Here is a 24,543-nt window from a genome sequence, read left to right as displayed (position 1 = left end):
CTGCGCGAACGGCGAATCGCTATAAACATTGCCCAGCAATGATTTCATTTTTTTTATATTTTAAAACTTATTTGGTATTGCTATAGAAAATAAAATAATCAACTAGGTTGCTATGTTGCTGGTAGCATACCCTTTTTTTAAATAACACTTTTAATTATGCTTTTAAACCCTATTATTATCGTTATTTTGAGGGATATATTTTAAAAATTTGGATGCTTTGATGTTGCTCCTTGGGACTATTTTAATATAAAAAACCAGTTTACTGGGATAAAGTTTATACTTCTTGAAATAGAGTTACAATAATTAATATGGATCAAGGTAATCCAAATCCAGTACAAACAGAACAATTTAATAAAAAGCGGTTTCAGCCAGTGCGACAGATACCTGGTAACTAGCCATTGGCCAAGAAACCAATAAGTATCAACTTACCAATCGATCTAAATGAGGCAATTAGAGCTTTGCCTGCCAAGGAAAAATTACTTGGCTACGCAGAATTATTAGCGATGTTGATACACAGGAAATTAGCCGGGAATCCTCTGAAGTGATGCCAACTATGGAGCCACCTAGCAAACTAGTGTTATCAGTATGCCTCGATACGTACAATTAATCCATAGGTCTTTTCTGGCTTGGCAATTAACTCGCGCCCAACTTCTGGCATTATATCATTTCCATCAGATATTTAATTCCCGATTCCCGATTCCCGATTCCCTATTCCCCATTCCCCACACACAACCTCTTCGCCACATGGAAACCAATCAGATAAGCTGTCATCTGCGTACTAATTCGGGGCAAGGGCACAGCAGAAAGGTCAGCCACATAGACATTAGCTGACCCGTATACTTTCCCAGTATCTATTGCGTTGTCGAGTCCTTTATCAATCGCCTTCCCGAATAGGCATCCCCCCGACAAATGCTGCTCCGACAGTAAAAACCTGCGACTGTAAACATCAACATACTCCTCAATCTGGTTCTCTTCGTAGGGCATCTTAGTTACCAGTCGCAAGAACCACTTAACTAACCAATGTGGCTGTTCTCCCAAGCCATTCAAGAGTGCCATGTGCTTGGCAATCTCACTGTTGGCTACCACTTTATCCTGATTGAAATCGGATTGTTCCTCTTCTCCAAAGAAATCTAATTCAATCCGAGAGTCTTCCCTTGAATAGCAACCCTCTTTAGCAGCATTAAACTTAATCGCCGCAGTAATCAAGCTTGGGTCATCATGCCATGGTTTCCCTTGAAGTAAGTTATAAAGTCCCCATAACAGGTTAATGATCAAATTGACTCCCTGAAGAAACACCCTGATCACGTTCTTGATGATATTAAACAACCAAGGTAACCTGATCACGAACTTCTTCAGCCAGTTTGGGAACAGGAATGCCAGATAAAGGTGGGCAATCATAAACCACAGCCTCTCAAAATTACCAGAAAAGAAATCGAAGCAGCAAACCGTTTCCTGTCCCGGTTGTTCTGGTTCTGGTTGCCATACCGTTGTCCCAAACACAGGGATGTACACATCCCGAGCGGTAACATCAATGCTCTTGTCCACCACGTAGATACCCAGGGGCATGACAATATGGTCATTCACATGCTGCCCGATCTGATCGTTTCCCAATTCCTCTCGGTGAGACCACAGCAGCCGTGGCGTGGCACCCCCTGCGCACATAATCACCTTTCCACCATCCGGATTCAAAGACAAGCGCTCTGTCATCCCCGTGTCCAGGTACTTAACATGTACTGCCACGCACCGTGGTTTTTGCCCTTGTTCCTTAGAAAACTCAAGTCTCTCAACCCTACACCTAGTCTTGATCTCCACGCCCTGGCCAAACCAATCGACAATGGATACTCCGCTGTGGGTTCGCTGCCCAAATGAATTGAACTGGGTTGGAAAAAGGTGCAACAGGCCGGTATCGGTGACCTCCAAATTAGGAATATTGTCGATAGCGTCTGTGCTCACCACAAAACCAACCTTCTCAGCTGCCTGGAGTACTTGTTTAGTCACAGGTGAGGGATCCGTGGCTGGGTTTGGTCTAGCAAACTTCTGATTCAACTCTGCCTTGAGGCTGTCCCAATAGGCTGCCGTTTGACCAATATGTGTCGCGAGCCACTCCGACGACTCATGCATCATGGTGTAATTAATGGATCCGCCACCACCCATAGTGCAGGCCCGCCCGGATATAATCGGAATTCCCTTGGGGGTCAGGGCATTGTGCAGCTTGAATACCTTTTCCTCTGCGTAGGACTTAGTCCAGTTGTTCTGGTGGGTAATGTCGCTGGTAGTAAAGAAATCATCTCCCTCCTCCAGCACTAACACCCGCTTCCGGATAGACCTGTCATTACCAGCTTCTAGGTAATAGCTCAGAAACCCACAGGCTCCATTACCAGAGCCAACCACGATCGTATCGTACATTATCGGAATGGTTGTTTAAGCAAATCACTCTATTCTATCAAATAGGGAACAGGGAACAGGGAACAGGGAACAGGGAACAGGGAAAGAATGTGGGGAGATGGGGAAATGAAATTATTGATAACTGTAATAAGCTGGTCTTCATTTAAATTTGATGGTTCTGACAGCTGGGGAGCTGGGGAGCTGGGGAGCTGGGGAGAGGGTTTGACGGTTTTTTTATAACTGAATAATACCCAATTTAAATGCGCAACAGCTTATAGCGTTTTCCATACTTATGAGGTGTATTCCACATAGTTCCCCCGACTCCCTGTTCCCTATTCCCTATTCCCTATTCCCTATTCCCTATTCCCTGTTCCCTATTCCCTTTGCTTTATAACATCACAAAGATAAATTAGTCTAAATCTTTACCATAACTTTAACTCAAATTAGTCAAACAAACAGAACGTATACACAAAATCAACCTGTTTATCAACCTAAGCATTGGAGAATCATGATAATAAAAACTATTAATTAATTGAGTTATCGTCATGAAGTCAGGGTCAATGCAAAGAACTCAAGCCTATCAAAATGTTATGGAAATCCTCGTTGAAGAAGAAATCGAGCGACGACTACAGCAACTTTCCCCCGAGATAGCTAAAAGTATTAATCCGATCGAAGTAGCGACCTATGCTCTCAATCGCCTCCCACCCTTGTATGCTTCCAGTGAAAAAGGTTGGAAGTACCAAAAGCAACGAGGGATGAAGGAGTTAGCTAAGCAAATTAGTATAGTGGTGAGTCGGTCAATCAGTGCTGTTCAAAAGGATCCGATTCGACTGGCAACTCCTTTATTTGATTCTAAAGATCCAGCATCTCAGCAAGCCCTAAAGCGACTGAAAAAATTGCTATTACAGGAAAACCTATCATGGTGGGAACTTCCTCGGGTTGTTGAGCAAGCTCTAATTAAAGCGTGGCATGGAGAGATTAGCTGGAAGCATCATGAGCAGTTTTTTGTACAAGTTGCAGAGACTAAAATACCTGTGAAATCTGGAGGGGCGTGGGGTATGGATAGGTATGGTCGGTGGTAATTCCTGAGCAGAAAACCTGATTTTAGGGAGTCGGGAGTCGGGAGTCGGGAGCGGTGCGACCCGTGGCGAATTTAATTCGCCTACGGAAAGCGCACCGAGGGAGTCGGGAGCGGTGCGACCCGTGGCGAATTTAATTCGCCTACGGAAAGCGCACCGAGGGAGTCGGGAATAGCACTGCATCGCTATTCCTTCTGCCCTAACATCCACAACTTGTGTACCTCTCAAGAGGTACACAAGATTTTTTCCCTATTGCTAGCATGCCTATTGCTAGCATGCCTACTCCCTACTCCCTACTCCCTACTCCCTAATTAGTAAAAGGGATTGATCAAGACTTCTGAACCGCTGCCAGTAACCGCTTCTTTTGAATGTCAGAAAAGAGTTCTTCGTAACGGTTGAGAGCTTGATCGAAGGAATAATATTGAAGAGCATGTTGTCTACTTCTGTTGCCCAGTAATGTAACTGTTGCGGGATCGTTATACAACTCTAAGATTGTTGCTGCTAGAGTTTCTGGATCCTCTGGGGGAACAACAATGCCACCGCCGCTTTTTTTGACAGCTCTGGCAGCGGTACCATTAGCAGGAACAGAAGCTAGGATGGGGCGACCACTAGCTAGCAGTACTTGGATTTTGGAGGGCATATTAAACGAAATTACATTCTGCTTTTGTATCACCAACCCCACATCCGCTGCTGCTAGCATTTCCGGTAGTTTTTCCCGAGGTTGAAATGGTAGTAGCTTAACATTATTGGCCTTCCAATTCCTACAGCACTGCTTTAGTCGGCCTAAGGCTTTCTCTTCTCCGACGATCACAATCACAATATCTCGAATGTGATTTACCCTAGATGCTGCCTTAATCAGAGTTTCTAAACCTTGAGTGAGGGCAATATTACCAGAGTAGAGTATAACGAACTTACCATTAAGGTTATGGGCAGTGCGAAAGGAGTTGTTTTCTTTTGGTAAAGGACGGATGAAATTAACATCAACCCAATTGGGAATCTTGACAATTTTAGAGCTGGGCACACCTTTGCTGCGCAAGTTATCGGTAAAGCCATCAGCAATAACACTGATTTTGGTGACTGTGCGGTAAGCAAACCTTTCTACAACCTCTAATGCACGGATTAGAGGTTGGTTACTCAGTAAGCCTACTTTAATCGCAGCTTCTGGCAAAATGTCTTGGAGATTTAGAATTACTGGCGTTCGGTGTATCCACCCCAAAATCGCAGCTGGTAGGGAAACTAGCAGTGGTGGACTAGTTAAAATAATAATATCAGGGCGAGGATAAATCAGAGCCTTGAGGAAGCTGGTAGCAACAAAGCTGCCCTCTAGCAATAATCGGTCGATCAAATTTGGTTTTGGGCGAATCCGCACATAACAGCGATCTACAATCACACCGTTAATGTGTTCGGTAAGATACAATTTCCGTCGATATCCCTCATAAATTTGACGTTGAGGATAGTTGGGCATCGCAGTAATGACCCGAACATCATGCCCTCTTTTGACCAACCCTTCTGCTAGTTCAGTCATCAAGGGGGCAATCCCAATTGGCTCTGGATGATAGTTGTAAGAATATATTAGGATTCGCATAATCTCTAGTAGATGTTGCTAGCCGGGTGTAGACTCACCAAATTTGTTTATTGATGATTTATTGGCTTTAGCACTGAGAACTCAAGACCATTGTCAAGTCAGGTGGGTTGTGCACAATGCCCAATCAGGGATTTTAAGCCTATAACTATTTATTCGGCTTCAATTCCATATTTTACGCCTGGATGACAGTTTTTGTAACAAAAATTAACATAATCTACCTTGATAAAATATTAAAATTGTGCATTTCTAAAGGATTTGAAAGAGCTACAGCAAGAATCTTTATGCCAATTATGATTATGGCTACAACTAATAAATCCTCCCTTTTGCTAATTACCAATGAGTAATTAGTAATTAGTAATTACTCATTGGTAATGGTCGTATGATTACCAAACTATGACGACTAGTTTGTGATATCAACTGATAATTGAATTTACCAATAATTCTATTATTATCTAAAAAAACACTATTTTTCATGGGTGCAATCCCGCAATTGAGTGTAAACTAGTTTTTTTTTGTTTCAGAATTTTTACGGATGTCAGAGGAATTAAATCTTAATTAAAAGTCATGATAAAATTGCGAAAGTCGATTTATAAAAAAAATAAGTAATATCCTTTTAAAGCTGGGTCGAATTGTATAGAGTTTTTCATAGCTATAAGGTACACATAATTTTTTATAGCACTACCCATTCACATGTTTGACATTGTCTTGATGCAGTCGCTCATGGGGGAAACCACGGCAGTCGCTCATGGGGGGAACCCCCAAGACCGCGCTGCCTCCCCAAGACCGCGCTGCCTCCCCAAGACCGCACTGCCTCCCCTGTTCCCTTGCTGCATCGCTTCTAAACTCCGAAACTTAGTCCGAGCTGATTTTTGACTTCTGACTTATAACTTCTGACGCTAAGCATAGCGCTATAACTATGCCCAGATCCGCTGTTCCCTATGCCCAGATCCGCTGCTCCCTATTCCCGTTTTCCCATTCCCTATTCCCTATTCCCCATTTTGCAAAGTATTGACTACAATTTTCTAGGATGGCTTTGGCAGGTGTTTCAGCTTTGGACTTCGTCTACAAAGCAGGGAGTACACCTTGGCAGAACGTTGTGACCAGTTGCTCAAGACCAGAAGGGGGTAGTGGTTTTATGCCTAGAGTGGGATATTGTTACTGGTTACCTATTTGACCAAGCCATGGGGCACTTGGGAAATCTTTGTTAAGTGCGCTTTCCGGATTAGGTGCGCTTTCCGCGTTAAGAATTAAATTCGGTCTTTGCGCGCTTTCCAATGGCTAGGGAACCCGGCCTTGGGTCGCGGCTTATCGGCAAAGCCGACCCGGGGCGCGAACGGGCGCGCACCTGTAGATAGCTCTGGTAAGGTTTCCCCTAGATAGTCTCGCTAAATAAGCAGCATACATCATTCAAGGAGAAAACGATGACTATGTCTCGTGTAAAGGCAATTTTAGCGACCATGTTACTCAGCATAGTATTGCTGGTAACATCCTGCGCTCAAAAAGCGCCCTCTCGTTTTGACCAGGCACAACAGGCCAGCAGCCAGGCTAGAAGTGGTCAGGCTGTTACCAAGAATGCCACTCAAGGGTCTCAATTCAACAAGTTTTTCCCACCATCAGGCGGCGGTTATCAACGAGTATATACCCAGGAGAAAAAAGGCTTTGCTCAAGCCAAGTTGAAGAAAGATGGCACTGAGGTGGCAGTTCTCTCAATTTCTGATACCAGCAGCACTCCTACCACTGCTGCCAAATATCAGCAAAGTGGTCAAACCATTGCTGGTTATCCAGCCCGGGAAATTGGTTCAACTCAAACCGCTATTTTGGTCGGTAAGCGCTACCAGGTAAAGATCCAATCCCGAGATAAGTCGTTTACCGCTAGCGATCGCAAAGCCTGGTTAGCAAAATTTAACCTCAGTGGTCTTTCCCGACTTTAGGAAATAAATGCTACAAGAAAAAAGGTGAATGGGGAATAACCATCCTCAATCACAAGAATCATAAGAATCACAAGAATCACGGGTGAGTAGGTCATTAGTCATCAGTCATTAGTCATCAGTAACTACCATCAGTAACTACCATCAGACTCGGTGTTGGTCACTCAGGACTAATAACCAAGGACTAATGACCAAAGACTAATGACTCAGAAGTATCAGATTGTAAAGGAGTCTGAGTGTGAGCAAAGCAATTTATGAAATCGTTGATGATCTGCCAACGAAGAACCTGACCATCTCGGCGCTGAAGTCTCTAGACTTTGTTGTGCCTGGAGAGTGGGAAAATTTAGTGGGATTTGAAAATACCATTCGTGCCATCACTGGTGAAGAAGACGAAGAGGTAATTCAGGAAATTGGCGATCGCGCCGTCTATCTGTTCAATGACCGCTCCCAGGGCTACCAAAGAGCGCTGTGGATTTACCAAACCATTGATAGCACTGGTACGGCGTTGGGGGCAGCAGCTTTAGCGAACAAGGTTGGTGAAAAAATTCCCTTGTTGGGTTTCTTGAACAGCTTGACTCCGAAAGCTGACAAAGCCCAAACCATCGATCTGTCCATCAAAGTGGTAGGGGAATTGATCGGCTTTTGCCAAATTAATGGTCTGCCTGGAGATAGCATTGGTGACTTTGTAGCTGCCTTAGCTGACTATGGTGGCGCATCTATAATGCGTATGGCAGCACTGGTTTGTTTTGATGGCCTGATTCCCCTTGGTCCTGACTTTATCATGGGAGTACAGTCAACTCTAGAGCGTCTAACTCCCAACGAGTTGGAACACAGTGGCAGTTTCAAAGGTATTCAGGATGCGATTCCTGGGGATGATTCCCAGAGCAAGCTCAGCTTTATTGGTGAAAGCTTTGAATCGGTGAAGGGATGGATGAGTGATTTCGTTACTGACCGAGGTGTGACCCCAGAACAAATCGCTAATAATTTGCAAAGTTTTATTGAGTTTTCTGATGACAAGTTAGACTATCTGGCTGCTTTTCTGGATATGTCTACCAACTATTACGAACACACTGGCATTCAAAGTCTGGCGCGTAGCTTAATTGAACGCGCCGCAGGGGAAATCTAGCACCATTTACGCATTAGTAGGCAATTACGTTGGTCAGACAGACGTTGGTAAGAAACTTCGTCTGTCAGCTGATTCATAAACATCAACCCTCTACCTCCTTCTTTTTCTAAAGGGTCATAGTCCTCTTGGTAGAGGGATTCCAGCTTGGATTGGAAATCAAAGGGGTGTCCATAGTCCCAAAGCCGCATTTCTAATCCGTCAGTAAATAACTTTAGCTCCAGCTCTATTACTGTAGTGTTAGGTAAATGTCGATGAGCATGGCGTACTACATTAGTAAAGCCTTCCACCAAAGCAATTTGACACTGTTGCCAAAATTCCTGAGGCAGTGGTTCAGAAGTGAATTCCTCAAACCACTGTAATACATCTTTAACTTCACTCAAGTCTGTTTGGACCATTAGACGAGATGCTCGAAGCGGTTTGCCATTGCACATCAACCGACTGAGTTTCCAGGTTTTATTAATAAGCACCACTATTTTGTAAGAGAAAAACAACAATGACTCTTCTGCTACACGGAGGTTCCGATGATCTAGTCGATGCAGATCGGTCTAGTGGGAACCACTATATTAGCCTAAATTGATCGAGTTTGATGGTACTTTTAAAAATTCTGGTGTTTACACCGTCTATGGCATTAGACTTCGCCGCAGTTTACGGGAACTGCGGACAAGGTAACTTCGGATCAGCGGACAATAATTGAGAAAGACAAGATCAGACAAATACTTTGCCAAGAGGTCTATTGTCATCTATTCGTGAACATTTAGTTTTCGGTTCCAAGGTAAGCTAGGCTGGCATTTTATCAACTACCATCACCTTCGCCACTAGGGGCGAAAGTGCGGGGTCCAAACTCATCTAACCATAAAACTACATTCCATCTTTACGAAGCACTACCAGGATAGTTTTGAAGATAAGTCTGATATCATGGGCTAAGCTCCAGTGATGTTGGTATTTTAAGTCCATTTGAATGATATCTTCAAAACTACGGATTTTTGAGCGTCCATTAACCTGCCACTCACCAGTGATACCCGGTTTTACGTTTAAACGTTGCCACTCCGGAACCTCATATATTTCTACTTCATTGACTGTTGGTGGTCTTGTCCCTACTAAACTCATCTCTCCTTTGAGAACATTCCAGAACTGAGGCAGTTCATCTAAGCTGGTTTTCCGTAAAAAATGACCCACTCTGGTGATTCTGGGGTCATTTTCATTTTTAAAAACTTTGCCATCAGCTTGATTTTTAACTTTCTTTTTTAGCTGTTCAGCGTTAGCACACATGGAGCGAAATTTCCAGATCCGAAACCGCTTTCCCATCCAACCACAACGGATTTGAGCAAAAAAAATCGGACCAGGGCTATCTAGCTTAATAGCAAGGGCAAGAGGAATAAACAAAACAGCAGTAATGCCCAAACCCACGATTGCACCGACAATATCGATTAATCGCTTCACCGGAGATCTAACTGAGGGATGGGTTGTTGGTAAGTGATTTACTGATTTGTTGGTGTTTCGTGTGGTATTATTATCTGATGCTTCTATAGCTAACCTTTGGTCTAGTCCGGTCATGACCAATACAGACATGACTTGGGGAGTGACATTTTTTAGCAACGTTTTAACCCCTTGTTCTAGGGCGCTTTTGTGATTACTCACTAATGCACCGATACCACTGCTATCGATAAAAGTAGTCTGGTGAAAATCAAAGATGATTGTTTCAGGTAGAGGAATTTTTTGGAGAAGCTGCTGAAATAGTTGCTTAAACTCCACAGCTTCTAGTACACTTACACGAGTAGGTAATTCCACCACGGGAGCATCTTGTGAAAAGATTACCTGGAAATTGTGGTTCTTGACTGAATCAACCATCATAAAAGAAAAACCGCTAGATTCTAACCTATAGTCTTGACCATTATTTTGTCCTAGAACGTTACGATTCGGCAAAAATTTAGTCAAATATCATGAAATCTTTGAAAATGTGAACATGCCCTGTGGTACTCAACCAACTGCCCGCCTAATCGAAGTTTTTTCTGCTATTCAAGGGGAAGGGCTAAATGTTGGCACTCGTCAGATCTTTATCCGGTTTGCCCTATGTGATCTAAGATGTCATTTCTGCGACAGTTTCCATACCTGGGCTGTGCCTCCTCAATGTCAGGTGGAACAGACTCCCGGTAAGCGTGATTTTGAAACTTATCCAAATCCAGTCCCCTTGCGATCGCTACTGAAATGGGTTGACAGACAAAATAAACATCGATTGCACGATAGCATTAGCCTGACTGGGGGTGAACCTTTACTTCATACTCCGTTTCTGGTGGAATTTCTGCCTGAGCTACGACAGTTAACTGGATTGCCCATTTACCTAGAAACTGGCGGTCATCGTCCTGAAGAGATAGCAAGGGTTTTGCCCTATTTGGATTCAGTGGGTATGGATATCAAGTTGCCCAGTGTGAGTGGAGAGAACAGATGGGCGGATCACAGGGAATTTCTGAAGGTGTGCCACAACTCATCTGTCGAGGTATTTGTCAAGTTAATTATTGATTACCACACTGACCCCACGGACTTAGAACAATCTGCCGATTTAGTAGCAGCGCTTAGCCCGGAAATTCCAGTATTTCTGCAACCAGTGACTCCGGTGGAGGGCTCTGGGCAACCCATAGTTACTCCTACTCCGGAGCAGGTTCTGGCTTGGCAGGTTTTAATGAAGCGTTCTCTTAAGCAAGTACGAGTGATCCCTCAGACCCATAAAATGATCGGTCAGCTTTAGGGGTCTGTTGAAGGTTATTTGGTTGAAGGTTATTTGGTTGAAGGTTATTTGGTTGAAGGTTATTTGGTTGAAGGTTATTTGGTTTAAAATTCTTTGGTTGAAGGTTATTTGGTTTAAAATTCTTTGGTTGAAGGTTATTTGGTTGAAGGTTGTTCGCCTTTGGCGTTCCCTTTGGGTAGGTTATGGGGTTGAAGGTTGTTCGCCTTTGGGGTTCCCTTTGGGTAGGTTGTTTCTCAGAATGCAGAATGTAGAATTCTAAATTCTAAATTCTAAATTCTTAATTCTAAAATGTTGTTCGCCTTTGGGGTTCCCTTTGGGTAGGTTATTTGGTTGAAGGTTATTTGGTTGAAGGTGAACAAACAACAGTTAACAATCAACAGTTAACAATCAACCATCAACCATCAACCATCAACCAACAGTTAAGTCTTGCCTAGACATCACACTACATGGTTGTGCCTTCTCGCTTGGCTTTGGCTTGGGCTTTGGCTTTAGCAGCACTGCGTTTGAGAGCAGACAGCCGGTCTTCGTATCTGCGCCGTAGACGACGACTAGGGGTGATTTCAATTAAGGTTTTCAAGGCACTGCCTAGACTCTTGTAGGCATTGGGTAGGGTGTAGCCGAAGCGAGTGGCAAGTGCGATCGCTTTTTCGTCAGCTTCGATGGCATATTTGAGGTTTTTCTCCCCATTGTTTTTTTGATACAGTCGCCAACCTGATACTCCACAAAGGGCTAAAGCCAACAGCAGCAATAAGCCATCTTGTACCCAGAGTTCCCCGACAGCACCCCCTAAACCAATGGCTAGGGCTGCCATTTCCCACCCTTCTTTAGGAATTGTGTCATTTTGAATCCGGGCAACTTCATGCCAAAACAGCAGGTTACGCTGGTCAAGGGCGAGCTGCTCCCATTTAGTTAGGTCAATTTGAATTTCTACCTCGTCTGAACCCAGTTCTTCACAACGAACCAAAGGGGGATTCACTTCTGTGGATCCTTCCACCATCACCCAGCTTTGTAGCTCTGGTGGTAGTAAGGTTTTTAGTCGTCGGAGTTCACTCATTTCTGCTCTAGCAGAAGACGCTGCATAGGATGTCATTCATATCCTCCTACAAAAAACTTGTTCAAATTGAGCTGTTTGTGACCGGACAGTATCGACCGATTCGATTTACCCAAGTTCAAGATGTTGTTTACTCGACTCATTAAACTTCGAGGAAGCCAAGCATCAGTAGTAGCTCTTACTAATCCCTAAGGATACTACTAGGCAGTAAGCGCGATCGCATGGTCTTGCTGTTCTGTATTGATGTCTACTCCTATCCTTTAAGTTTATAGTAGCGTTTCAGGGCTGGCCGCTCAAAAACCAGATTAACCCATCACCAATTATCCCCATTACCCGATCACCCTATCTTCAGAATTTTCACCATTGACACTCCCCGGTCATTAGACGCGGGGATTCTTAGATCAACGAACCGCCGTAAACCGCCGAGTTCCAATATTTGACGCCGCCAAAAACAGGACAGTACAAAACCCGCAAACCCTTGAAAACACCAAGTCCCCAGTCAATTCACGACAGACCTAGAGGGCAGTTCTCGCGATTGCGTATCGGCTTTAGCCGACGCTACGCGAACGAGTACTTACTGGAAGTGCCTTAAAAGTCCGTTTCCCTTCCTTTTCCTCAAGTTTCGGTGTGCCGGAAACGAAACCTTAGAAGAGTGGAGCCTTAATCAAAAAGGTTAAAACTGTTTACTCATAGCCAACTAACTATAAAGGCTCCACTCTTCTTACGGTAACTTCTAACCCCACCGTACTTTGCGGTGCGACCCGTGGCGAATTTAATTCTTAATGGGTCAAGCGCACCGTTTTTATCTCAAAAGTGATTCTTCTAGGTTCACACGCCAACGGTTAATTGACGATTGGGTTTTTAGCGATGCAGCAAGGGAACAGGGGGTTTCCCCCATGAGCGACTGCATCAAGAAAGGAGGATTCTCCCTTCCCTCCGGGCATTACTACTTTATGGGCGTTCGCCCAGCGTGACCTACGGTCAATCAATTGCGGTTCTCTACCCCGGTTGAGCCAACGGTTTCACAGCCTGTACCCTATATCTAAGACTATATCAGCATTAACGATGATTCCGGATTTTGCTAGGTTTTTTTCTAGGCGACTAAAGTCGCTGCGAGCCTACATCCAGTGGTTTAAAAACGCGGGGTTTTGGCTTGTGAGTTCCTCCATAAAATTTTAGCGACCCTGTATCAGTCAATTTCCGGAATATATTGCAGCCGATCTGGAATAATTTTCAGCAAATCCTCTAATCATCCTAATATTCGGATATGACCAAGCCTTCCCAAAATCCTCCCCCTGAACCAGAGGTAAATCAAAGCCGGAGTGCTGTAGCCACTGTACTGCAATGGGGAAAACGCCCCTCTACTATTACCTTTGCCATGATCTCCCTGACCATTGGTCTGGTGGGATATTTTGGGGTCAGGATGTGGCTATACCAAAACTTACCTGGCTGGATTGAAACTGAACTGAGTAAGGTTATCCAGCGAGATGTACGGGTTGGACAACTGAAAGCCCTATACCTGACTAGCCTAGAGTTGGGACCATCCTCTATCCCAGCTACCACCACTGACCCTGACCATGTGGCTATCAAAAAGATCAAAGTAGGTTTTAATCCCTTGCCTTTGCTTCTAAAACGCCCTTTGCCTGTCACCATTAACTTGGTACATGTGGATGTGTATGCCCAACAAGAGGCAAATGGAGAGTGGATTAATTTAAAAGACTTGAATTTCGATAATTCCTTCTCTCCTCCGATTGATTTTGATGCTAAGGTGCGGGTTTGGAATGGTAAAATTTCCCTCTTACCCTATGGTCAGACTAGTCCATTCAAGGTAAGACTTGATGCTACTGCTGGCTTATCTGACAAAAATAAGCGTCTCAAGTATAGTATCACAACTGCTATTGCTGAGGGTAAGACCAAACTGAAGGGCAAGACATGGCTGACAACTGGGCAAACTAAAGCTAGGGTCAACGTCCAAAACTTGGCATTGGCGGAGCTGATGCCGTTAATCAAAGCGGTTATTCCCAATATCCCAGCTAATCTCCAATCTGGTGAATTAGATGCCAAACTGAATATTTCCCTGCCTTCGATTAAGGACATTCCCGATGTCAAGGGTAAGGCGGAATTTAAAGGGATTCAGGTGCAAGTAAACCCGTTGAAGGAACCGGTGAAGGCTAGCGCTAGACTGCGCTTCCAGGGAGACCGGGTGCGCTTGGAAAAAACTCAGGGGAGTTATGGCGCAATTGAGGCGTTGGTATCTGGTCAAGTTGGTTGGACAAAAGGGTTTGACCTGAATGTTGAGGTCACACCCTTTAGCTTGGCGAAACTGCTCAAAACTATTCCGGTTAAATCCCCAGTGCCAGTAAATGGGGAAATGGCTGCGGAGTTATCGATTACCGGTCCAATTGACCAGCCAGAGGTGACTGGCAAACTACGCAATACTAAAGTGACCACCATAGATAAGGTTAAGTTGGCTCAGATTCGGGCTGACTTGGCTGGGAATTTTTCCCAAGTGGTCCTGACGGATTTCTTAGTAAAACCTGAGGCTGGTGGGAAAATTACTGGGCGTGGTCAGGTAAAACTGGCTAGTGACCAGCAAGGGGGAACTAAAGGGCAGGCAATGCCTCTAGCCTTCGATTTTATTGCTGCCCTTCCGGTGGATGCGATGCTCCGCAGGAGCGGCTACGCCAACGCATCTCCCAATAACCTGCTATCTCAGATTACCCTGGGCAACCTCGACGCCCAAGCTACCATTAGAGGAAACACTCAAAACCCCCAAGGGAGTCTAATTTGGCAAGCACCAGCCCTATCCACTTCATCTTCAAAGGATATCGGGGTTTCTGGTGCTGGAGAACTCCTGTTGCTCAATCAGAATATTTTACTGCGTAACACCCAGGTCAAGGTCGGTAAAGGGACAATTACTGCCACGGGTACAGGAAACCTTAAAACGAGTAAGTGGGAAGCTGCTGTAGTGGCTAACGCTGTGCCTCTAGACCCCTTCTTACCCCTGTCGGGACAGTTGACCACAGGGAAAATCAACCTCTCTGGTAGTCTCAAATCCTTTTCTCCTAAATCTATTAAGGCAACGGGAGATATGCAGCTGGGGGTAGAAGGGGGTAAGGTGAAGGCTACAGGTCAGGTAAATCGGGGCATGGTGGAATTGGAGGCCAGAGCCTCTAAAATTCAACTGAATAAGCTAGTGCCCAAGTTGGGTTTACCGATTGGTTTGGATTCTGGCAAAATCAACCTTTCTGGTTCTCTGGAGTCTCTGCTATCCTCTGGCTCAACTCCCAACCTCAATAGCCTGATCAATACTATCGATGCCAATTTTAATGGGTTGGTCGGGGTGGGTGGGGGCAAGGTGAATGCTACAGGTCAGCTAAATTCAGGGAATCTGGATGTTAATGCATTAGCGGGTCAAATTCAGCTCAATCCCTTAGTTCCCACGTTGGCCATACCAGTAGCGCTACGGTCAGGTCAGCTTAATCTTTCCGGAACGATAGCATCTCTGCTCGCCTCTGCCTTGAATCAGGATTTCAACAGCCTAAATACTATCAACGCCAATTTTGAGGGAAACTTAGGTGTCGCTGATGGTCAAGTTAATGCCAAAGGCCAGTTAAATTCAGGAAATCTAGATGTCAATGCATTAGCGGGTCAAATTAAGCTCAATCCCCTAGTGCCCAATTTGACCATACCAGTGGCGCTACGGTCGGGTCAGCTTAATCTTTCTGGAACCCTGGCATCCCTGCTTACCTCTGCTTTGAATCAGGACTTGAAAAGCCTCAATACTATCAACGCCAATTTTCAGGGAAACTTAGGGGTCGCTGATGGTCAAGTTAATGCTAAAGGCCAGTTAAAGTCAGGGAATCTGGATGTCAATGGGAGAGCGGGTCAAATTAACCTCAATCCCCTAGTGCCCAATTTGACCATACCAGTAGCGCTACGGTCGGGTCAGCTTAATCTTTCCGGAACGATAGCATCTTTTCTCGCCTCTGGCTTGACTGGGGACTTGAAAAGCCTAAATACTATCGATGCCAATTTTGAGGGAAACTTAGGAGTCGCTGATGGTCAAGTTAATGCCAAAGGTCAGTTAAAGTCAGGGAATCTGGATGTCAATGCATTAGCTGGTCAAATTAATTTGACTAATAGTATTCCTAATCTAACCCTACCGATAGCTCTCAAGTCAGGTAACGCTAAGCTTTCTAGTTCTCTAGAGTCTCTACTCGCTTTCGGCTCATCATTTAACCTCGACCTACTCAAGGCAATTCAGGCTAGCTTTGATGGAAACCTAGGTGTAGGTGGTGGTGACGTTAATGCTATCGGTCAGTTAAGCTCTGGGGTGCTGACTGCGGATGCGATCGCAAACAGCCTGGATGTAGGGGAAATCGCATCCCAAATGGCCTTGGCTAACTTTCCAAACTCTATCGATACCCAAATCGGGGGGAAAGTCACGTTAAAGAGCCAACTTAACACTCTAGACCCGCCAACTCTACTGAATCAGACTGACCTACAAGCAGACCTTAACGGAGTAATAGCCCAAGGGAAACTTAACCTCAATAGCACCCTCAGCAACGGTCTATGGCAAGCTGCCATCAATACCACTAATCTTGATTCCTCCTTACTGGTTAGTCAGTTATTACCGGAGCTGGGTAACCAAACACTAGAGCTAGGACCGGTCAACAGTCAACTGAATTTATCCGGAAACCTCAATCCCTTACTCAATCCTGGTGCTATTGCTACCATTAAAGCAAATACCATATCGCTAGAGTTTCCAAAACACTCCTTTAATGCTAAAGGAGTAATCCTACTGTCCCATCTCACCAAAACCAACCCTAGTCAGATGCCATGGGAGATTGGAACTGATCTAAACCTAGAGGTTGGTTCTGATCTTGGTGAATTACCCTATAACCTGCTATTGAGTCGGTTACCTTTGGAGCAAATTTCCCCAGGGTATCAAATTCAGGTCAAGGGTAAAGCTGACTTGAACGGTCGCATCCAAGGGAAAAATTTACTATCAGCTCCCTTCCTACCTGGGAATTTGAATATGACCGGGAATCTAAAGCTATCGAATTTGAAGGTTAACGACTTAACCTTTGAGCCAGTGTTAGCTGGGCCAGTAACCGTTGCGCCAGGACAAGAATTAGCCATAGATTTACGAGGAAAGAAAGATGCGATCGCAACTCGCCTCCAACCCTGTACTAGAGGAGACCAATGTCTTGCTCCCTACCTGCCCACATCCTTTACACTCAAACAGGGACAAGGGTCACAATTCCCGATTCTGATCACAGGAGTACGCCGGGGAGATAACTTAACCGCTCAGATCAAGAATTTTTCCCTAGGTAGCCTTAATCTTAAGCCTGGTTTGACCTACGGTATTCCCGGTAAATTGCAGGGTGAGGTAACAGGGCAAGCTAACCTGAATCTTTTCACCCTAGAAACCTCTGGTCGTAATACTATCGAAATTAAGCAACTTGCTCTCGGAGAAATAAACGCTAAACAAGTTAGTGCTAACTTCTCCTATCAAGATGACATTGCCCAGATCGCATCAGCTGCTTTAATCTTAGGCAACAGTCGATATTTATTCAAAAATGGTCGATTTAATCTCAAGTCTCAAGAAATAAACGGCAAGCTTACTATTCCAGAAGCCTATATTGAAGACCTACTGACTATTGTCAAACGTGTTGATATTATCGACATCGTCCAAGGATTCCAAACTACTAATTCTTCTACTAATAAATTTAGTAACAAGAAATCTGGCAACGCTGACCAATTACGACCATTACGTACTATACCAGCAGGCTCCCTAGGCACTCTCCTACAACGGCTCGCTAAAATTAATGTCCAAAACGACGCTGTTGCTAACCCCTTCGATCCTACTACACTCCTGAGTAATTTAGATATTCGAGGTAAGTATACTGGGGAAATTGCAGTTGCCGGAATCTTGACTAATCCTAAAGTCAATTTTAATGTCGAGGGCAACAATTGGCAGTGGTATGCTAATTCCCCCAATCAAGTAATTGTGGTCAACCAATTGGTTGCTAAAGGAAGTTATGACCAAGGTGTGATTACTGTGCAGCCAGCCCGAATGAAATTGGGGGAAACAGTCTTAGCATTTCAAGGACAGCTTGCCCAAGAAAGCAACTCCGGAGACTTCCTCCTCCAGAATTTATCTTTAGAGACAGTAAGCAACTTAGTCAGCAACTTTGTCACTATTCCCTTTGACATTGCAGGTAACTTGAATGCTAAAGGCGAACTGGGAGGTAGTCTCACCAATCCCCAAGTCACCAATGGGCAAGTCGCTTTTGTAGATGGCTCCGTGAATGATACCTCCCTTGATGATGTTGAGGTGACTTTCGACTATGTTGATTCTCGTCTTGACTTTGACACCAACAAACCAGATTATCTACAAGCCTCTGGTAAAGTTCCTTTTCCCCCCAAACCCAATAGCGATCGCATCGATATCAACCTCAAGCTGGCAACTCCAGCCATGGCACTCCTTGGTGTAGTGACTCAACAACAAGTGGCATGGGTGAATGGAGAGGATAGAACCGCTGATATAGAACTGGATGTTAGTGGACGTTTGGAGTTAGCAGATGGTATCAAAATTAAAGACTTATCAGGAACATCTGAGGTTAATATCCAGAATGGCACTCTCAAAACTAAGCTGTTAGAGGATGACTTCACCCTCAATGTTGTAGGCAAGGTTAAGTTAGATCAGCAACGCTTGGAAGTAGTAAACTATCCCGATAAAGAAGGTCAAAAAACTCTCGAGGGTAACCTAGCAGGGATTGGATTCTCCCTGTCTGGAGAATTGCCGATAGCCTCAAATAAGATAAACTCCTCCAATCCCCTAACCCTGAAAATTCCTAAAGATAACCTAAAGTTAGCAGGGCTCTATGAAGGGGGAGTAGCCAGTAATATCGTGATTACGGGTTCAGCATTGCGTCCAGTTATTGGAGGAAACATTAACTTAGAAAATGGCCAAGCCTTTATACCGAAGATACAGGAAAGCAAGACCGAGGCAAGTGACGAAAAAAGCGTTAAGAATACGTCTAATCAGACTCCCTCATTAGCCCCTAGTCGCCAAAATAATCTATTTGTGCCTAGGTTAAAGAACTTTCAGGTAAATTTGGTAAATGAGTTAAGAGTGCAACAGTTTCCCATATATGATATTCGACTAGCTGGTGATTTAACCCTCAACGGTCCTATCAATGGCAATCTCCAAAACTTACAAGGATTGGGAACAATTACGCTACGACGTTGGGAAGTTGATGTATTAGAAACCGAATTTGTTTCAGACAGGCGGCACAATAACACCATTGTATTTGTACCAGAACAGGGATTACTCAATCCCAATTTAGATCTTAAGTTTATCACCATAGCCTTTGAGCCTTCTGGTGCCTTACGTCAAAGACGGATTGATAACGAAATCCTTGAGAATGTGCTGCAGTCTTCTCGACCCGACCAAGTGAAGATAACCCTCGCCATCAAAGGTCAAACTAGTCAAATCCTTGCCCTAGGAGGAGAGAAAGATTATTGTGCTGATCAGCAAATTGTTACTAGTGGACAAGATAGGGGACTAGCTAAACTTGGTTCAAAAACAACCATCTTGTCTCGGCAACAATTTCAACAGCTTGCTGAATGTGTTTATGGCGAAGCTATAGCTAATAGTGAGGAAAAAGCGTTTCTATTTTCTCCCATCGTAACCTTATCCAGTACTCCTCCTCGGAGTGAAAGTGGCATTATCGCTCTGCTGGGTAACAATTTTATTACCCAATTTGAAACTATCGCTAACAGCAATCAACGAGAAATAGCTGAGTTAGTGATTACTAAGTATGTTGTTGGACCAATTATCAAAAATATTTTATTCACCGTTGAAGAAAGAGTCAGTAATGTCGGGAGATCCATCGGATTAGCTGATTTACAGGTTTACCCAACCTTCGATGCCGTTTATGATTTGGGACAAACTTCCTCAGTTGAATTGAGTTACGACTACGTGTTTAATGAGGTAAAAGTTAGATATAAATTGCAATTTTGATTAGCTATCATTTAGAATTTAGTGCGTAGGGTGTGTTAGGGGCGGACTTGCCCTCATTTTCCGCCTCGTAACCACCGTTGCGATAGTCCGCCCCGTTCCACCCCACGGGCAAGATGCCCGTTCCACACCACGGGCAAGATGCCCGTTCCACCCCACGGGCAAGATGCCCGTTCCACCCACCGGGTCTATTATCCCTATTCCCTGTTCCCTGTTCCCTTTCTTATACTATTTTTTAAAAATACTACAGATAAGTTCTCCTGGACCGTTGTGTTGAAATGGCACAACAGTTCTGTCTTTCTTAAGTCTAATGCGATTGCGACAATTATATATTTCTATAGGAGTAGCAACGCCATTAACACTAACTGATGCTCGATATTCCCATGGATACTTAGCACTCCGCTTAATGCTAAGGATGCAAATCCGGTTGTTATTTTTAGTGCGGCAGTAGGAGAAAGCAACAGCGGGAGGTGCAAAGGCAAAAGATAATGTTAGCAACAGCAATAACGTAGTGATGTATTTTTTCATTTTTAAACGTTGTTATAGTCGGGAGTCGGGAATCGGGAATCGGGAATCGGGAATCGGGTACAGGGAACAGGGAACAGGGAATAGGGAACACAGAAGAAGGAATAGGGAATAGGGATGCGCTGCATCAAGACAGGGAATCAACGTCAAAGAAGACTATACCTCATAACTGCGAGAAAGGCTATCAAGAGATCTAGATTACCTAAATAAATTTTGATAATTTTTATTCTCTGCTCCCTGCTCCCTATTCCCTATTCCCTATTCCCTGTTCCCTGTTCCCTAAAAAATAATAACCAAAAAAAATAGCCGCAGAAATCCTTTCCACGGCTAGGAATTGTTACTTATGTCTCAACTTTGTAAACCCATCCGGACGTGCTCCGATGTGATTGGCCTTTGGCCAGGGGGGGAAACCCCCCCAAAATTTAAGCCCTTAACCCAGCATTAAGTACTTGGTCATTACCGTCATGAATTCCCCAGGAATGTCAGTTGCTTGAAGGGGGCTCCACTCGTAAATTTGGGCGTAACCCCGTGCATAAAGGGTATACATGGTGTTGTTTATTGCCTGACGGGAGCCCTGTCTTACGGTAACTTCAAACCATGAGCGACTGCCGTGGTCTCCCCCATGAGCGACTGCCGTGGTTTCCCCCATGAGCGACTGCCGTGGTTTCCCCCATGAGCGCTTTGCATCAAGACAGGGTTCTGAGGCTATTTAATTAACAAATCTTTCTAAATACTGCCTCTTTCCACTGCTCCGTGATCCCTGCTCCCTTACTCAAAGTGTTAATTTAACATAACAAGTACGGAAGAGCCAAAAAGAATCATTTCATTGAACAAGAAAGCCAAATTTGGACTCAGTTACAACAGTTAGGGTTAAAGCCAGGAATAGCTTTTTATCTTCGTTCGCTTTCGGGCTTTGCCGAAAGCGTCGCCTACGGCGAGGTATAAAAATTACTAAAACCAAACAAGTAGTGGGATTTGATTTGGCAACTAAAGAGCTATGACTCTGATTCAGTCTACCTTCTAGCTTCCTTGTCACCCCGTCAGCATTATTTTTTTACCACAAGTCGCTCTAATTGCTAATCCATAAGGCTTCTGGCTTGGTTGTCACCCCCTCAGATCGGCTGCTTTAAGGCAGGATGCAGAAGCCAGAAGGCACGTTATACCCTATTTGCAGCTATTTTTTAAGAATTCCAGTGATTTTAGAAATGATTTAGGATTGCTATATGTTACAAGCTTTGTTCCCTGCTAGCTATAAAGGATACTATTTTGATACTTTTGTCAAGTACCTTTTTACCTAAATTAGATGAGCTTACCCTGGTAAAAATTAGCCATCAAGTTATTGATTGAATACAATAATTTATGAAACTTAATCTTAAGGAATAGGAGTGTTTTTTACGAAAAATGAGAGCTATATTCCTTGTGCTGTCTACATTATAACTATTTTCTTACCAAAAAAAAATAGTGTTGACTTTATCAAAGAATAACGATAGAATACCAAAAGTTATTAAGCAGCCTATCTATAGATAGTGTTTGTCATAGCTATGAGGTACACATTATTTTTGCCCTCTTCCCTTATCCTGGCTCCCGGCTCCCGGCTCCCGGCTCCCGGCTCCCGGCTCCCTTATCCTGGCTCCCGGCTCCCGGCTCCCGGCTCCCGGCTCCCGGCTCCCGGCTCCCGGCTCCCGGCTCCCGGCTCCCGGCTCCCGGCTCCCGGCTCCCTAGAACCCAGAGAGTTGTACCTCATGGGTATAAGACTTGCTATAGCCCTCTTCTGTCACTCTCCGAGCAGTAAAATAAGAGAATAAACAGATTGGGTAGCTCAAAAGTAGATAGGGCAATGGATGTAGAGTTACAGATTCTCAAACATAGTGCCAGAGATGCACAACCAACAGTTTCGGTTATTGATCAATATTGTGAGGCTTATAAAGACCTGTTTTCAGAAGTAAGAAGTTATGAATGTTTCAAATATTTACATTTAGGAATAATCTCACCGATAAAGAGAAAGTCGCTACCAGAAATAGCTAAGGTAGTAGGCATAAAATCTGCTCAGTCACTCCATCATTTTTTAGCCAATTCTCCTTGGTCAGCGACTGAATTAAAATCCCGAAGATTAAGTCGGATGCTCAAAGCATTAAACTCGGAAAAAATCACGGTAATAATTGATGAAACCGGGGATAGAAAGAAAGGGAAAAAAACGGACTATGTAGCAAGGCAATATCTAGGAAGTATCGGAAAAGTAGATAATGGAATAGTGTCAGTTAATGCTTACGGGGTGTATCAAAATATAACATTTCCATTGGTAGGCAAAATCTTCAAACCAAGAGGAACATTAAAATGGGAAGATAAGTACAAAACTAAAATAGAGTTAGCCTCAGAAATCCTAGAAGAATTAGTAGAAGAAGGATTAAATATAGAACGAGTATTAGCGGATAGTCTGTATGGTGAAAGTAGCCAGTTTATTAGAACATTAGAGAAAACTAAATTGTCTTATGTAGTAGCAATTAGGAGTAATCATGGAGTCTGGATGCCAAGTGAACAGAGGGTTAGAGCGAATAAGTGGTGTAAATTTACCAGAACATTTAGTAATCAAAAATCCGAAACTAGATACATTAGAGAAATAGTATATGGAAAAAAGAGAGCCATAACTTACTGGGAAATAACCACAGACCCAAAAACTATGCCAGAGAATGGAACATCTTTTGTGATGACTAATTTGAAAGGTAATCTCAAGAAAATCTTGGGAGATTTGTATGGATTAAGAACATGGGTAGAGTATGCTTTTCGTCAGTGTAAACAAGAATTAGGATGGACAGATTACCGTTTTACTAAGTTTAAGGATATCGAAAAATGGTGGGAAATAATTTTTTGTGTGTACACCATGATTAGTTTAAATTCTCCAGCTTTTTTATCTTTAAATAAATCGACAGAAGTAGCCAATAAGGTGAAAGATGCTGATGATATCCAGGTGAGTAATCATCAACAATGGAATCATAAAGGTGGATGGAAGAATGTGTTAAACAATTTTCGTTTACTGATTCAACCAATTATGATGTTATGGATTATTTTTCCCTGGTTAGATATTTTGCCTAATAGTAAATTATTGCTGGGATTGAATCAGCTAATTAGTGAAATTAATCAATATCAATTCTTTTTTAATTCTGGATAATCTGACTTATTTGTTAATCATTGAATTCGGAGAGTGACAGAAGAGGGATAGTATGCTAGTCTACTCTCAAAACACACAGATGAGATCCATCACAACAAAGCTCAAACTTAATAACAAACAGAAAAAGATGATGGTTCAACACGCAGGAGCAGATGGTGTTTTAACTGGAGTTTGGATTTTTGGAATATCGAGATTTAAACCCAATTATAAGGAGCCAGAAATACGGTTGTCTTGACTTTAATTCCTGTGGGTGAGTAACCGCCGACGGTCTCAGGGTCAGCAGTAATTAAACATGATCAGATGGTCACGTTAAGTGACTCTTTGTATCAGTTTTATAGAGCAGTGTAGAGGTGATAATGAAGTGCGGATCGTTCTAAGCAAGAGCCTCTAGAAACTAGAGGGGTAGTGGTTAGGGGAGTCGCGAAGTACCAACCTCAAAATTCCTAACTATCTTCTGGATCTGGGTAGTTCCACCCCTGAGGAGACAGGTGAGACCCTACCTTGGCCACACCATTCGCAGAGCGAGGCCAACGGCCTTGCGGGCGGAAACCTCGCAGCAATGTTGCTGGCACCAGGGCAGAATTAGGAGGCTTTGCAGAGCGGTCTTACTTTCAGAGACGGAGATTTATTGGAAAAGCATCACATAACACCACGCGCACTAGGTGGAAACAACAAAGATAAAACTCTGGAATTATTACACCTGCATTGTCACGATACCAAACACGGAAAGAAACTTAGTTCTAACGAATTAGATGAAAATCCGTTTTAGAGGAGCCACTGTCAAGGATTGTACTGTAATGAGGAGCCGTATGATACGTGCATTGTCACGTACGGTTCTGGAGACGAATCAGTGGAGTGACTCACTGGCTTAGTTTAATGGAAACTGCCTGCGGGTATCCAGATCAGAAGTGGTATTAAAAGCA

Annotated in this window: 18 protein-coding genes; 9 read left to right on the top strand and 9 right to left on the bottom strand. The window is 43.7% G+C overall.

Going from position 1 to position 24,543, the window contains the following annotated elements:
* Positions 1-708: 708 nt before the first annotated feature.
* The gene (locus BJP34_RS17930; RefSeq protein ID WP_070393517.1) at positions 709-2,406 is read right to left on the bottom strand and encodes a GMC family oxidoreductase N-terminal domain-containing protein; all 1,698 of its coding nucleotides are present in this window, start codon (positions 2,404-2,406) and stop codon (positions 709-711) included.
* 539 nt (positions 2,407-2,945) lie between these two features.
* On the opposite strand from BJP34_RS17930, the gene BJP34_RS17925 reads away from it, so the two are divergent.
* Positions 2,946-3,467 (top strand): late competence development ComFB family protein, encoded by a 522-nt coding sequence (locus BJP34_RS17925; RefSeq protein ID WP_070393516.1) that lies wholly within the window; start codon positions 2,946-2,948, stop codon positions 3,465-3,467.
* Between the two features lie 325 nt (positions 3,468-3,792).
* On the opposite strand, the gene BJP34_RS17920 is transcribed toward BJP34_RS17925, so the two are convergent.
* Positions 3,793-5,049 (bottom strand): glycosyltransferase family 4 protein, encoded by a 1,257-nt coding sequence (locus BJP34_RS17920; protein ID WP_070393515.1) that lies wholly within the window; start codon positions 5,047-5,049, stop codon positions 3,793-3,795.
* Positions 5,050-5,757: 708 nt separating this feature from the next.
* Between BJP34_RS17920 and BJP34_RS43580 the strand changes: the two genes are divergently transcribed.
* The 4 genes from BJP34_RS43580 (at position 5,758) to BJP34_RS17910 (ending at position 8,103) form a co-directional block, all read left to right on the top strand.
* Complete coding sequence (locus tag BJP34_RS43580; protein WP_158517278.1) at positions 5,758-5,922, top strand: hypothetical protein; 165 nt, start codon at positions 5,758-5,760, stop codon at positions 5,920-5,922.
* Between the two features lie 65 nt (positions 5,923-5,987).
* Positions 5,988-6,149: a hypothetical protein gene (locus BJP34_RS47610; protein WP_229423921.1), complete on the top strand. Its 162-nt coding sequence runs from the start codon at positions 5,988-5,990 to the stop codon at positions 6,147-6,149.
* A 321-nt stretch (positions 6,150-6,470) separates the two neighbouring features.
* Positions 6,471-6,980, top strand: coding sequence for a hypothetical protein (locus BJP34_RS17915; RefSeq protein WP_070393514.1), 510 nt, complete (start codon positions 6,471-6,473; stop codon positions 6,978-6,980).
* 235 nt (positions 6,981-7,215) lie between these two features.
* Entirely contained in the window at positions 7,216-8,103 is an 888-nt protein-coding gene (locus tag BJP34_RS17910; RefSeq protein ID WP_070393513.1) for a hypothetical protein, read from the top strand.
* On the opposite strand, the gene BJP34_RS17905 is transcribed toward BJP34_RS17910, so the two are convergent.
* Both BJP34_RS17905 and BJP34_RS17900 read right to left on the bottom strand, forming a co-directional pair.
* The gene (locus tag BJP34_RS17905; RefSeq protein ID WP_324610940.1) at positions 8,100-8,570 is read right to left on the bottom strand and encodes an ATP-binding protein; all 471 of its coding nucleotides are present in this window, start codon (positions 8,568-8,570) and stop codon (positions 8,100-8,102) included. The genes BJP34_RS17910 and BJP34_RS17905 overlap by 4 nt on opposite strands.
* Before the next feature lie 391 nt (positions 8,571-8,961).
* Entirely contained in the window at positions 8,962-9,951 is a 990-nt protein-coding gene (locus BJP34_RS17900) for a sugar transferase (RefSeq protein ID WP_070396741.1), read from the bottom strand.
* Between the two features lie 115 nt (positions 9,952-10,066).
* On the opposite strand from BJP34_RS17900, the gene BJP34_RS17895 reads away from it, so the two are divergent.
* Positions 10,067-10,846 carry a 7-carboxy-7-deazaguanine synthase QueE gene (locus BJP34_RS17895; RefSeq protein ID WP_070396740.1) on the top strand — a complete coding sequence of 260 codons (780 nt, stop codon included), beginning with the start codon at positions 10,067-10,069 and terminating at the stop codon, positions 10,844-10,846.
* A gap of 442 nt (positions 10,847-11,288) precedes the next feature.
* Here the strand turns inward: BJP34_RS17895 and BJP34_RS17885 are convergent, their stop codons facing one another.
* Positions 11,289-11,936, bottom strand: a complete 648-nt coding sequence (locus BJP34_RS17885; protein ID WP_070393511.1) for a DUF3318 domain-containing protein — start codon at positions 11,934-11,936, stop codon at positions 11,289-11,291.
* A gap of 1,228 nt (positions 11,937-13,164) precedes the next feature.
* Here BJP34_RS17885 and BJP34_RS17880 point away from each other — a divergent pair.
* The gene (locus tag BJP34_RS17880) at positions 13,165-19,932 is read left to right on the top strand and encodes a translocation/assembly module TamB domain-containing protein (RefSeq protein WP_070393510.1); all 6,768 of its coding nucleotides are present in this window, start codon (positions 13,165-13,167) and stop codon (positions 19,930-19,932) included.
* A 53-nt stretch (positions 19,933-19,985) separates the two neighbouring features.
* On the opposite strand, the gene BJP34_RS49035 is transcribed toward BJP34_RS17880, so the two are convergent.
* The 4 genes from BJP34_RS49035 to BJP34_RS17875 form a co-directional block, all read right to left on the bottom strand.
* Positions 19,986-20,108 (bottom strand): hypothetical protein, encoded by a 123-nt coding sequence (locus BJP34_RS49035; protein WP_267876299.1) that lies wholly within the window; start codon positions 20,106-20,108, stop codon positions 19,986-19,988.
* 49 nt (positions 20,109-20,157) lie between these two features.
* The gene (locus tag BJP34_RS37110; protein ID WP_083305237.1) at positions 20,158-20,457 is read right to left on the bottom strand and encodes a hypothetical protein; all 300 of its coding nucleotides are present in this window, start codon (positions 20,455-20,457) and stop codon (positions 20,158-20,160) included.
* A 2-nt stretch (positions 20,458-20,459) separates the two neighbouring features.
* The gene (locus tag BJP34_RS49030) at positions 20,460-20,582 is read right to left on the bottom strand and encodes a hypothetical protein (protein WP_267876298.1); all 123 of its coding nucleotides are present in this window, start codon (positions 20,580-20,582) and stop codon (positions 20,460-20,462) included.
* Positions 20,583-20,884: 302 nt separating this feature from the next.
* Complete coding sequence (locus tag BJP34_RS17875; protein WP_070393509.1) at positions 20,885-21,103, bottom strand: hypothetical protein; 219 nt, start codon at positions 21,101-21,103, stop codon at positions 20,885-20,887.
* A 1,188-nt stretch (positions 21,104-22,291) separates the two neighbouring features.
* Here BJP34_RS17875 and BJP34_RS17870 point away from each other — a divergent pair.
* Together BJP34_RS17870 and BJP34_RS49025 are read left to right on the top strand one after the other, a co-directional pair.
* On the top strand, positions 22,292-23,620 hold the full coding sequence (locus BJP34_RS17870; RefSeq protein ID WP_070391308.1) for an IS701 family transposase: 1,329 nt from the start codon (positions 22,292-22,294) through the stop codon (positions 23,618-23,620).
* Positions 23,621-24,212: 592 nt separating this feature from the next.
* Positions 24,213-24,389, top strand: a complete 177-nt coding sequence (locus BJP34_RS49025) for an HNH endonuclease (RefSeq protein ID WP_083305236.1) — start codon at positions 24,213-24,215, stop codon at positions 24,387-24,389.
* Positions 24,390-24,543: the final 154 nt, after the last annotated feature.

This window comes from Moorena producens PAL-8-15-08-1 (assembly GCF_001767235.1).
In the GTDB taxonomy this organism is placed as follows: domain Bacteria; phylum Cyanobacteriota; class Cyanobacteriia; order Cyanobacteriales; family Coleofasciculaceae; genus Moorena; species Moorena producens_A.
Note: the sequence above shows the minus strand (reverse complement) of the source record. Positions and strands in the feature narration are given on the sequence as shown.

What these genes read in the sequence shown, in the direction of transcription:
- BJP34_RS17885 (WP_070393511.1), bottom strand. Translation starts at nt 11,936, where the DNA reads ATGACATCCTATGCAGCGTCTTCTGCTAGAGCAGAAATGAGTGAACTC.
- BJP34_RS17920 (WP_070393515.1), bottom strand. Translation starts at nt 5,049, where the DNA reads ATGCGAATCCTAATATATTCTTACAACTATCATCCAGAGCCAATTGGG.
- BJP34_RS43580 (WP_158517278.1), top strand. Translation starts at nt 5,758, where the DNA reads ATGCAGTCGCTCATGGGGGAAACCACGGCAGTCGCTCATGGGGGGAAC.
- BJP34_RS17870 (WP_070391308.1), top strand. Translation starts at nt 22,292, where the DNA reads ATGGATGTAGAGTTACAGATTCTCAAACATAGTGCCAGAGATGCACAA.
- BJP34_RS49030 (WP_267876298.1), bottom strand. Translation starts at nt 20,582, where the DNA reads ATGCAGCGCATCCCTATTCCCTATTCCTTCTTCTGTGTTCCCTATTCC.
- BJP34_RS17930 (WP_070393517.1), bottom strand. Translation starts at nt 2,406, where the DNA reads ATGTACGATACGATCGTGGTTGGCTCTGGTAATGGAGCCTGTGGGTTT.
- BJP34_RS17880 (WP_070393510.1), top strand. Translation starts at nt 13,165, where the DNA reads ATGACCAAGCCTTCCCAAAATCCTCCCCCTGAACCAGAGGTAAATCAA.
- BJP34_RS37110 (WP_083305237.1), bottom strand. Translation starts at nt 20,457, where the DNA reads ATGAAAAAATACATCACTACGTTATTGCTGTTGCTAACATTATCTTTT.
- BJP34_RS17915 (WP_070393514.1), top strand. Translation starts at nt 6,471, where the DNA reads ATGACTATGTCTCGTGTAAAGGCAATTTTAGCGACCATGTTACTCAGC.
- BJP34_RS47610 (WP_229423921.1), top strand. Translation starts at nt 5,988, where the DNA reads ATGCCCAGATCCGCTGCTCCCTATTCCCGTTTTCCCATTCCCTATTCC.
- BJP34_RS17875 (WP_070393509.1), bottom strand. Translation starts at nt 21,103, where the DNA reads ATGGGGGAAACCACGGCAGTCGCTCATGGGGGAGACCACGGCAGTCGC.
- BJP34_RS17900 (WP_070396741.1), bottom strand. Translation starts at nt 9,951, where the DNA reads ATGGTTGATTCAGTCAAGAACCACAATTTCCAGGTAATCTTTTCACAA.
- BJP34_RS17895 (WP_070396740.1), top strand. Translation starts at nt 10,067, where the DNA reads ATGCCCTGTGGTACTCAACCAACTGCCCGCCTAATCGAAGTTTTTTCT.
- BJP34_RS17925 (WP_070393516.1), top strand. Translation starts at nt 2,946, where the DNA reads ATGCAAAGAACTCAAGCCTATCAAAATGTTATGGAAATCCTCGTTGAA.